Origin of the sequence: Noviherbaspirillum soli, assembly GCF_015352955.1 — a bacterium.
In the GTDB taxonomy this organism is placed as follows: Bacteria; Pseudomonadota; Gammaproteobacteria; order Burkholderiales; family Burkholderiaceae_D; genus Noviherbaspirillum_A; species Noviherbaspirillum_A soli.
This window is the reverse complement of record NZ_JACYOX010000103.1, coordinates 1-639: the sequence shown is the minus strand read 5'-3', so window position 1 is coordinate 639 and position 639 is coordinate 1. Positions and strand designations below refer to the sequence as shown.

The following is a 639-nucleotide window of genomic DNA, read 5'->3' as shown; positions in this document are numbered from 1 at the left end:
TTTTCCCGCGATTGAGCGACCTGGCACGGGCTATGCAATAGGGATAGCGAGCCCAGACAAAAGCTCACCAACCCAAACCAACCACCTTCAAGGAGTTTCATCATGCTGAACATCAAAGACCTGGCTGTCGCCACTTCCCTCGACGCGCAACAAATGGCTGCCATCAGCGGCGGCTTCAATGCCAACCTGTCCCAGATCGGCGACTTCAACCAGGCCGGCGTCCTCGGCGGCAAGGGCGGCGCCAATACCCAGGTCGGCGTGTTTTCCCCGGTCGTGACGCAGTCGAACCTGGACGTGGACGTGGATGCCAGCAGCCACTCCACCACTTACGGCAAGCCCTATCCGAAGTGGATGTAAGCAGCATCTTGCCGGGCGCCGCGGCGCCCGGCGCCCAAGCAATGATCAGCAATCAAGCCAACTCAATGACCGACAAGGAGACACGTATGAACACCCTGACCATCAACGACCTGCAGCATGCCGACGAACTCGACGCCAGCGCGATGGCGCGCGTGATCGGCGGCGAGAAGACCCAGGCCACGCTGCCCAAGGAAAAGCCCATCAAGCTGACCTATGTGAACGGCGACATCATCGGCACCTGGGCCAACGGCACCACCATGTCCATCCCGATGCTGTGACGCG

2 protein-coding genes are annotated in these 639 nt (G+C 60.7%); both read left to right on the top strand.

Going from position 1 to position 639, the window contains the following annotated elements; genetic code table 11:
- The first annotated feature begins 102 nt into the window (after positions 1 to 102).
- Entirely contained in the window at positions 103 to 357 is a 255-nt protein-coding gene (locus tag IGW04_RS25525; RefSeq protein WP_194715899.1) for a hypothetical protein, read from the top strand.
- An 86-nt stretch (positions 358 to 443) separates the two neighbouring features.
- Positions 444 to 635 (top strand): hypothetical protein, encoded by a 192-nt coding sequence (locus tag IGW04_RS25520; protein ID WP_194715898.1) that lies wholly within the window; start codon positions 444 to 446, stop codon positions 633 to 635.
- The last annotated feature ends 4 nt before the right edge of the window (positions 636 to 639 follow it).

Bases quoted from the DNA above. Each gene is read 5' to 3' on its own strand.
- IGW04_RS25520 (WP_194715898.1), top strand. From the start codon at position 444: ATGAACACCCTGACCATCAACGACCTGCAGCATGCCGACGAACTCGAC.
- IGW04_RS25525 (WP_194715899.1), top strand. From the start codon at position 103: ATGCTGAACATCAAAGACCTGGCTGTCGCCACTTCCCTCGACGCGCAA.